This window comes from Dapis purpurea BLCC-M126, assembly GCF_050015975.1.
GTDB lineage: Bacteria > Cyanobacteriota > Cyanobacteriia > Cyanobacteriales > Microcoleaceae > Trichodesmium.
The window spans coordinates 1-9283 of record NZ_JBNHER010000310.1 but is presented as its reverse complement, the minus strand read 5'-3'; the positions used below and the strand labels follow the sequence as shown (position 1 = coordinate 9283).

The window sequence follows — 9283 nt, the reverse complement described above, 5'->3', positions numbered from 1 at the left end:
AAAGGTCAAGAGCAATATATGAGAAAGCATTAGGAGCAGACCATCCAAAGGTTGCCACTAACCTCAATAACCAGGCAGAACTGTACCGTGAGCAAGGAAAGTACACAGAAGCTTTACCCCTACACGAACAGTCTCTGGCAATCAGAGAAAAAGCATTAGGAGCAGACCATTCAGACGTTGCCAGCAGCCTCAACAATATGGCATCACTGTACCATGAGCAAGGAAAGTACACAGAAGCTTTACCCCTATACCAAAGGTCAAGAGCAATATATGAGAAAGCATTAGGAGCAGACCATCCAAAGGTTGCTCTAAGCCTCAATAACCTGTCAGTACTGTACCTTGCTCAAGGAAATACAACCAGTGCCATTGAATATCTTACCCAGGCAATGGAAGTAGAAGAAACCACCCTCACTACTTTCCTCGCTACAGGTTCGGAAAGCCAAAAACAAGCCTCAATGAGCTATCTCTCAGGAACAACTCACCGAACAATATCTCTACACCTCCAAGATGCACCCACAAACCCAGACGCAGCCAACCTCGCCCTCACCACCATCCTCCGGCGCAAAGGTCGCATCCTCGACTCCACCATCAACTCCCTCCAAACCATCCGCGACAACCTCACTCCAGAAAATGAAAAACTCCTCGACGACCTGGCAACCACTCGCACCCAACTAGCTGCCCTCATCTACAACAAACCGGAAAATATCGCACCAGAACAATATCGCCAACAAGTCGCTACCCTCAAAGGTAAAGCAGAGAAATTAGAAGTTGACCTTTCTCTGGTTAGTGCAGCATTTGCTCAGACAACTAAACCAGTAACTATTGAAAGGATACAAGAGTTAATCCCTGCTAATGCAGCATTGGTAGAAATTATTCAGTACAAACCTTTCAATGCCAAAGCTGATAAATTTAAACAACCCCACTACGCAGCTTACATCCTCCATTCCATAGGCGCACCTCAATGGCTAGCTCTGGGAGCAGCAGAACCCATAAATAACACCATCAATGAATTTCGCAATAATTTATCACAACCCAATAGTTCCATCCAAGAAGTTGCTCGTACTTTAGAGCAACAAGTAATGGAACCCATCCGCCAAAAGTTAGGCAATGCAAAACACATCCTGTTATCTCCAGACTCCCAACTCAACCTCATTCCCTTTGCTGCTCTGGTGGATGAAAACAATCAATATTTAATCGAAAACTATAATATTACCTACCTCACCACCGGACGCGACTTAATCAAACTTAAAATTGACTTCCCGTCGAAACAACCACCTGTATTAGTTGCCAACCCCGAATACGACACCCCAGGCAACCCCAATTCCGCTCGACTCGTTGCTAATAATAAACGTGGTAATAAAAAACCTACTAGAGATTTAGGCAGTTTTTTATTTGCTCCGGAAAACTTAAGTTTTGGAGCGTTACAAGGAACGAAAGCAGAAGTGGAAGCTATTGCGCCGATGTTATCAAAAGTGACTCTGTTAACTGAGTCGAATGCTACAGAAAATGCTATTAAACAAGTCAATGCTCCTGAAATACTCCATATTGCTACCCACGGTTTCTTTCTCGAAGATTTAAAAGAAGTTGCACCCCCAACTTTGGGAGGTGGTTTTAATACTTCCCTTCCCCAAGCACCATCCAATAAATTAGAAAACCCACTGTTACGTTCAGGTATAGCTTTAGCAGGATTTAATCCTCGTGAAAGCGGTGATGAAGATGGAGTAATGACGGCTTTAGAAATTGCTAATTTGAGTTTGGGTGGTACGAAATTGGTAGTATTGTCTGCTTGCGATACAGGAGTCGGAGACATAAATGTGGGAGAGGGAGTTTATGGTTTGCGTCGAGCGTTATCTCTTGCGGGTAGTGAAAGTCAGGTAATTAGTTTGTGGCAGGTGGATGATTTTGCTACAAAAGATTTGATGGTGAAATATTATCAGCGGGTATTGAATAATGAGGGGCGATCGGAAGCGTTACGACAGACTCAGTTAGAGATATTGGCAACAGAGGAATATCAACATCCTTATTATTGGGCGTCGTTTATTCCGTCTGGAGATTGGAGAGAGATGGGAATTGAGAATTGAGAATTGAGAAGTAATCTCTGACTAAGTTTGATAATTTTATATTTTAACCTATTGGCGTAGTTCTACAAATAAACACCAACTTGTCATTGCGAGGGGGGATGGGAAAAAATTAGATTCTTGGTTTGACCATAATTCCTCCCGAAGCAATCTCATAGATACCATAGAGATTGCTTCGGCTAGTATTAATGATTTTCCCAAAAGTTTCAGTTATTTACCGTCGCCTCGCAATGACTTGGGTATAGTAATTATCCAGATTTGATATAATTAGGACTTAGGCAGTTATTAGGAATTATAGCAGTTTTCATTAATGTAAATTACAGAGATTTTGGCTTCAAGGTAGAAGGCAGAAGTTTTGTATTCAACATTTCTGGAAAACCGCTACAATTCCTTAATTTAATAATTCTGAATTCTCAATTCTAAATTCATAAATAATCAACTAAAATCCAGACTAAAAACTAACACTTACCAATGAATAATTGATAATTAGAGAGAGTTTTAATGCTCCACTATTCATTATCAATTATCCATTATTAATTATTAATTATTAATTATCCCTCCACCTAACAAAATATCTCCCTCATACCAAACAGCGGCTTGACCGGGAGTTATACCAAAAACTGCTTCTTCAAACATTAACTTAACTCGAAAACCATCTTGGGGTTTCTCTTCATTAATTCCCAAAGGAATAATATTTGCAGCTACAGGTAAACTACGATATCTCACTTGCACTTCTGCCCGTATTGGCGTAGTTGGTGGGGCAATAGAAACCCAGTTAACCAACTTCACAGTAGACTCCATTTTGGCCGCACTGTCGCGATCGCCGACCACCACCCGATTCATCACTGGGTCTAAGTCAATCACATATAAAGGATGAGAAGCAGAAACTCCCAAACCTTTTCTTTGGCCAATAGTATAATGATGGACACCATCATGGTTTCCTAATACTCGCCCTTCTCGATCAACTATTTCACCTTGATGGGGAGTAATATATTTATCCAAAAATTCTCGCATCGAACCACTGGCTTCTACCAGACATAAATCCTGACTTTCTGGTTTATCAGCAGTTTTCAAACGATATTCGGCTGCAATACGTCGGGTTTCACTCTTGACCATTTCTCCTAGAGGAAATACTGAACCTGCTAGTAAGTCCTGTGTTAAATCATACAGAAAATAAGACTGGTCTTTGTTTCGGTCAACCGCACGTTTTAATAGAAAGCGATCGCTTTCTGAATCATAATCAATTCGTGCATAATGCCCCGTGGCAATTTTGTCAATACCTAATTTTTCACGGCCATAAGCCAACATAGGGCCAAATTTAACAGTTTTATTACATTGAGAGCAAGGCAGTGGAGTAATTCCGGCACTGTAACCTGTTACTAAATAATCAACAATATTTGCTTGAAATAAATCACGAGTATCGACAATATGATGGGAAATACCCAATTGTTCACAAATATAGGCAGCATCAACCATTCCATCGGAACAACATTGACCTTTTCCTTTCATTAACCAAAGAGTTAAGCCCTCAACTTGATATCCTTGATGATGCAATATCGCTGCTGCTGTGGAACTATCAACTCCACCAGAAAGACCGACTATAATTTTATTCATTGGATTTTAGTTTATAAAATCAAAACTATATGTATTTATTTTGAATTATAGATTTTTTTTCTACCTTCTTTTTTCTAGTTTCTTTTGATAATCAATTTTTTACAGAAGTTGGGAACAGGGCACAGGTAAGATATCTAAATCAATATATATAGCATTTATCAAGTTACTTAGTTACAGTTCTTTTTCTTCTTTTCTATAAATGAAATTTGCTTATACAGTTATCGTATTTGCTACTTCCTATGAAAATAAACCTGAATAGGTATACTCTTAAACAACATTTATTTCTTTTTTCTTACTTTTGACTTTTGACTTTTGACTTTTGACTTTCTTTTAAAATCATCATTTATCGGAGTAAGTAACCATGCTAAATCAATCTTCTGTAATATCATACTACAAAAATTCAAAAATGTCATTATTATCAATTATATTCGGAGGATTTTTAGCTCTAAGTTACCAGACTTTATCCCTGGGACAAGTCATCAAAAGTAAAACCCTATCTAACAATCAAAATCAAAGCCAAAACACAATTTTTATTCCTAACAACAACACATCAAAAAACGAACTACTCATAACAGAAATTCCTAGTGAACCAAGACCTCTGGAAAAATTACCACCATCAACTATAACACCTTCAACTCAACCACAAGAACCAATATTTAATCCTATCGAACCAAGTCCATTTCCCAATTTACGATATGTTGTTTATATTGAGTCAGAAAGTCCAATTTTGTTAGGAATTATTCGGCAGCAAGTTGAACCAAGAGCAGTATTTCGCTCTTTTGGAGCCGCAAGAGTTATTCAAGTCGGGAGCTTTTCTAAGTTATTTTTTGCTTTAGATTTGTTAGATTATTTAGAAAAAAAAGGCATTAATGGAGAATTATCAACGCGTGACCCTGGTGAACCATTTGGTGCTCCTCTAAGACCTACAACCTTAGCTCGTAATGTATATCCTCCAGTTAGACATTTAATAGCTTATGGACTTAGTAATACAGAATCTTATTATTTACTCATCCCTACTCAGTCAAAAGATTTGGCTCTAATCACATATAAATTGGGATTATTGGGAGTTCCTGATAGAGGTATTCAGGTAACTGAAACACCAGAAAATGTAGCTATAGGACCTTTTGAAAATAGAGAAACTGCAGAAAAATGGCAACGCTATTTATTAGATTCAGGGTTTATTAATGTAGCTATTTACTTTGGTCGTTAGAAAGGAAGAAGGAAGGAGAAAGGAGGAAGCAGGAAGAAGAAGTAAAGAACTACACCATTGTTATGAGGTATACCCACGCGGGCAAGATGCCCGCACTACAAGATTTTAACCATTTACCCTCTACATCATTTGCCTGAAATATGCTGTAAAAAAATGGAAATAATGTTGTACTTATTCAAGACTTCAGTTATTAATTAATAAATAAGTTTCAGTAATGTTTTTAACTATAAGAATCCGCACTTATTTTGTGAAAATTCAAAAACTAGAAATAAATTCCAAAATTATTACCAATTGCCTATTATTTCTAAGCCTATGCCCCAAAAACAGTAAGATTTTTATACATAAATAAGCTCGGATTGCTATATCTATATCTATAAATTATCAATTATTTATTGGTAATTCCCCTACTCCCTAGAAAAAATATATTATGGCTAATTTCCCTACTCCCGATTCCCTACTCCCTACTCCCTGCTCCCTACTCCCTAGATTTGTAGTTACTGCTGCACAAATGCGACAAATAGAAGAACGCATATTTATTGCTGGAATGCCTGTACCAGCATTAATGGAAAAAGTCGCCGGATTAGTAACACGAAAAATCCAAGGATTATTAAATCCTAATATTAGTCAAATAGGTGTATTAGTAGGTCCTGGTCATAATGGCGGTGATGCTTTAGTTATAGCCAGAGAATTATATTTTCAAGGTTATGAAATAATAGTCTACCGTCCTATTACTAAACTGAAAGAACTAACAAATTCTCATGCAAAATATCTCCAATCTTTAGGAGTTGATTTTGTCGAAAATATTTCCCTGCTCAAAAATTGCGACTTACTCATAGATGGTTTATTTGGCTTTGGTTTAGAACGGAAAATTTCTGGAAATTTAGCTGAAGATATCAATCAAATTAATAGTTGGCAAAAACAAATATTTAGCATTGACTTACCTTCTGGAATACATACAGATACAGGAGAAGTTTTAGGAACAGCTATTTGTGCTACCCACACATTTTGTTTAGGTCTGTGGAAACAAGCATTTTTACAAGACCAAGCTCTAGAATATATTGGTAAATCTGAACTAATTGACTTTGATATTCCCCTGGCAGATATTACAGCAATTTTAGGAGAATTTCCCGCAATTGAGAGAATTACAAAAACATCTGCCACAGCAAATCTACCCTTATCTCGTCCCCCAGCAACCCATAAATATAAAAATGGTAATTTATTATTAATTACAGGTTCCCATCCTTATACTGGAGCAGCAATTTTAACAGGATTAGCCGCCAGAGCAACAGGTGTGGGAATGTTATCAATTGCCGTACCAGAATCAATTAAACCTATACTAAATAATCACTTACCAGAAGCACTAATTATTGGTTGCCCTGAAACAGAAACTGGAGCAATAAAACAATTACCAAAAGATATAGATTTAAGTAAATTTGACGCCATTGCCTGCGGACCTGGTTTAACCACAGAACCTAAATCTATAATAGAAAAAGTATTATCTGTAAATTGTCCTCTAGTTTTAGATGCTGATGGTTTAAATATTTGTGGAAATTTAGTAAATAACTCTTTAGTAAGTCAACGTCAAGCACCAACAATTATTACTCCTCACTTAGGAGAATTTAAACGTTTATTTCCTAACTTAGCAAATCAACTAAATAATCGGATATTAGCAGCTCAAAAAGTTGCTGAAAATAGCAACCTTATAGTAGTTTTAAAAGGAGCAAAAACAATTATTGCCAATAGTCAAAAAATATTGATAAATCCAGAAAGCACTCCCGCATTAGCAAGAGGGGGAAGTGGCGACGTACTTACAGGATTAGTCGGAGGTTTATTAGCTATTAGTTCAACTAAAATTATACCACTCGAAGCTGTAAAAACAGCCGTTTGGTGGCACGCTCAAGCAGCAATATTAGCAGTAAAAGAACGAACAGAATTAGGAGTAGATGCTTTTACCTTAACTCAATATTTAATACCAGCAATAGAAAAAATATAATCTTTCTTGGTTGGATAGGAAAAAGAGCATCTGGAAATTGAAATATCTCTTGATCTTTGCTTCAAAATTATATTAGCATTTGTTACCAAATAATTAAGATTTAAAGCCTCTCCTTTAAAGGAGGAACAACCGGTCGTTTGCGGAGAATTCCGTAGGATGGGATGGCGTTTAGCTAGCGCACAACTTCGCACTTCGGCTGTCGCCTGAAAAGCGGAGCGGCTCTGCGTTCTTCGGGAGACCCGCTCTTGTAGAGCGCTAAACGCCATATCCAATCGACCAAGAGAAGAAAAAATTGTCCCTACCGCCTCTTACCTCTCCCTTTTAGGGAGAGGTAATTATCAATTATTGATTATCAATTATCAAAGGAGATTCCAGATTAATGTGGTAAAATTAGTGGGGTAAATATTTTTTCCTGGTTCACTATTCTCCCACCGATCTTTTCTACTCCCTAAAACCATGAATATATGTACTTCATCAAGTAGGAAACTACTGCAAAAAATTATTCAGACAGTTTTCTTTTATCCTTATTCCCTCTTCAAAATGCTATAATTAAATACCGATCTGGAGGAAAATAATCAATGGCAGGTGCTAATCTTAATACAGATTTGTTTTTCGCTGAACAAATTACACCCTGGGATATTTATAAACATGGTATTGATAAAGTTCTTATTTATCAAAAAACCAAGTATCAGAAAATGTATATAGTCGAAGGTGTTTATGGTAAAGCTTTAATATTAGATGGTAAGTGGCAGTCTTGCACCCAAGATGAATTTCTCTACCATGAAAGTTTAGTACATCCACCTATGATTTTTCATGGGTCTCCACGCAAAGTCTTAATATTTGGAGGAGGAGAAGGAGCAACAATACGAGAAGTATTACGTTGGAAAACTGTTGAGAAAGTAGTTATGGTTGATATAGATGGGGAAGTTGTAGAAGCTTGCAAAAAGTATTTGCCGGAAATGCATCAGAATGTTTTTGAAGACCCACGTGTAGAATTAATTATTGATGATGCTCAGAATTTTTTAGAGTCTACTTCAGAAACTTGGGATGTAATTATTTCTGACCTAACAGATCCTATTGAGTCGGGTCCATCTTTTCCTTTATTTACTCAGGAATACTTTAAAAAAATTCGCCGAATTTTATCTGTTGATGGTTCATTTATAATACAAGCAGGTTCAATTTCTCCTGCTGAAATGTATCTTCATGTCCGTGTAGTTAAAACTTTACAAACTGTGTTTAGTTATGTTCATTCTTTTATGCCTTATTCTAGCAGTTATGGATGTCCGTTAGGGTTTGTTGTTGCTTCTGACAAAGAATTTTCTCCTAAAGTGAACCCAGAAAAAGTAGACAGTTTATTGGCAGAGAAAACTATAGGTGGTTTTCAACTTATGGATGGTATTTCTTTATTGGGTATGTCGCGACTGCCTTTGAATTTACGACAGGCGATCGCTACAGAAACTCAGATATATACTTTGAAAAATCCACCAAAAGATTTTCAAGTTTGAGATTTAAAATTAACAAGAAAATTACTACATTTATACTTTTAATTCTGGTTTAATACCACCAAATAAAGCAATTTCAAACAACTTCAGAAAACAGTCAACATGAATAAAACCTATCTCTCGTAACCAATCACATTGAGTTTCTACAGGAGCAAGAATATTTGCTTTTTTATCTGGGCGGTTATAATATTGCTGATGAATTTCTGCTCTGGATTTATTTGTGTTTTGACTTTGATGAAAAGTATAGAGAGAATCAACAAATAATTCATCAAATAACTGCCCAATTAATTTAGATGGTGAGGCAACGTGTTCCAAATTCAGAAATAATCCTCCTGGCTTTAATAATTGGTAAATTTCTTGATAGATTTCTTGTTTTCTGCTGTCTGGTTGATGATGAATTGAAAATCCTGACACAACTACATCAAATGGTGCTTTTCGGTGAACTTTATTTATCCATTCCGGTAGACTATAGTCTTGAGTAATAAATTCAAAATTACCTTGATAATTATCGGCAACCTTGCTTTTTGCAGCTTCAATCATTGCTTCTGAAAAATCTAAAAATACTCCTTGAGAATTAGGGTATTGACTGAGAATTGCCTGACCTAAAATACCATCACCACAACCTAAGTCTAAAAAGTTATTTACTTGGGATTTAGTTGTCTGAATAATTCTCAAGATAATCTCAATTTGTTCAGTAGCTAAAGGAATGGCACTCCTGACACCAGAAAGATATTTTTGTGAAAGTTCTGCCGTTTTCCAGACTTGATAATTATTGTTCATTGTCCATTATTGTTAGTATTTTGTTACAAATATCTGATGTAATTTTATATGATATCAAATCCGCTTAATTCGGTATAAAAAAAATTTTCATCTTCATTCAAGAGCA

The 9283-nt window shown here is 36.4% G+C and carries 6 protein-coding genes; 4 read left to right on the top strand and 2 right to left on the bottom strand.

What is annotated here, in order from left to right; translation table 11 throughout:
• Window positions 1–2081: CHAT domain-containing protein (locus ACP6PL_RS28290; RefSeq protein WP_426548673.1), on the top strand; the 2081-nt coding region annotated here is incomplete at its 5' end.
• 537 nt (window positions 2082–2618) lie between these two features.
• Here the strand turns inward: ACP6PL_RS28290 and mnmA are convergent.
• Window positions 2619–3692, bottom strand: coding sequence for a tRNA 2-thiouridine(34) synthase MnmA (mnmA, locus tag ACP6PL_RS28285; protein ID WP_426548672.1), 1074 nt, complete (start codon window positions 3690–3692; stop codon window positions 2619–2621).
• 361 nt (window positions 3693–4053) lie between these two features.
• On the opposite strand from mnmA, the gene ACP6PL_RS28280 reads away from it, so the two are divergent.
• The 3 genes from ACP6PL_RS28280 (at window position 4054) to ACP6PL_RS28270 (ending at window position 8400) form a co-directional block, all read left to right on the top strand.
• The gene (locus ACP6PL_RS28280; protein ID WP_426548671.1) at window positions 4054–4902 is read left to right on the top strand and encodes a hypothetical protein; all 849 of its coding nucleotides are present in this window, start codon (window positions 4054–4056) and stop codon (window positions 4900–4902) included.
• A gap of 427 nt (window positions 4903–5329) precedes the next feature.
• The gene (locus ACP6PL_RS28275) at window positions 5330–6895 is read left to right on the top strand and encodes an NAD(P)H-hydrate dehydratase (RefSeq protein WP_426548670.1); all 1566 of its coding nucleotides are present in this window, start codon (window positions 5330–5332) and stop codon (window positions 6893–6895) included.
• Window positions 6896–7473: 578 nt separating this feature from the next.
• Window positions 7474–8400: a fused MFS/spermidine synthase gene (locus tag ACP6PL_RS28270; RefSeq protein WP_426548669.1), complete on the top strand. Its 927-nt coding sequence runs from the start codon at window positions 7474–7476 to the stop codon at window positions 8398–8400.
• 30 nt (window positions 8401–8430) lie between these two features.
• On the opposite strand, the gene ACP6PL_RS28265 is transcribed toward ACP6PL_RS28270, so the two are convergent.
• The gene (locus ACP6PL_RS28265; RefSeq protein ID WP_426548668.1) at window positions 8431–9177 is read right to left on the bottom strand and encodes a class I SAM-dependent methyltransferase; all 747 of its coding nucleotides are present in this window, start codon (window positions 9175–9177) and stop codon (window positions 8431–8433) included.
• Window positions 9178–9283: the final 106 nt, after the last annotated feature.

What these genes read in the sequence shown, in the direction of transcription:
- mnmA (WP_426548672.1), bottom strand. Translation starts at nt 3,692, where the DNA reads ATGAATAAAATTATAGTCGGTCTTTCTGGTGGAGTTGATAGTTCCACA.
- ACP6PL_RS28280 (WP_426548671.1), top strand. Translation starts at nt 4,054, where the DNA reads ATGCTAAATCAATCTTCTGTAATATCATACTACAAAAATTCAAAAATG.
- ACP6PL_RS28275 (WP_426548670.1), top strand. Translation starts at nt 5,330, where the DNA reads ATGGCTAATTTCCCTACTCCCGATTCCCTACTCCCTACTCCCTGCTCC.
- ACP6PL_RS28270 (WP_426548669.1), top strand. Translation starts at nt 7,474, where the DNA reads ATGGCAGGTGCTAATCTTAATACAGATTTGTTTTTCGCTGAACAAATT.
- ACP6PL_RS28265 (WP_426548668.1), bottom strand. Translation starts at nt 9,177, where the DNA reads ATGAACAATAATTATCAAGTCTGGAAAACGGCAGAACTTTCACAAAAA.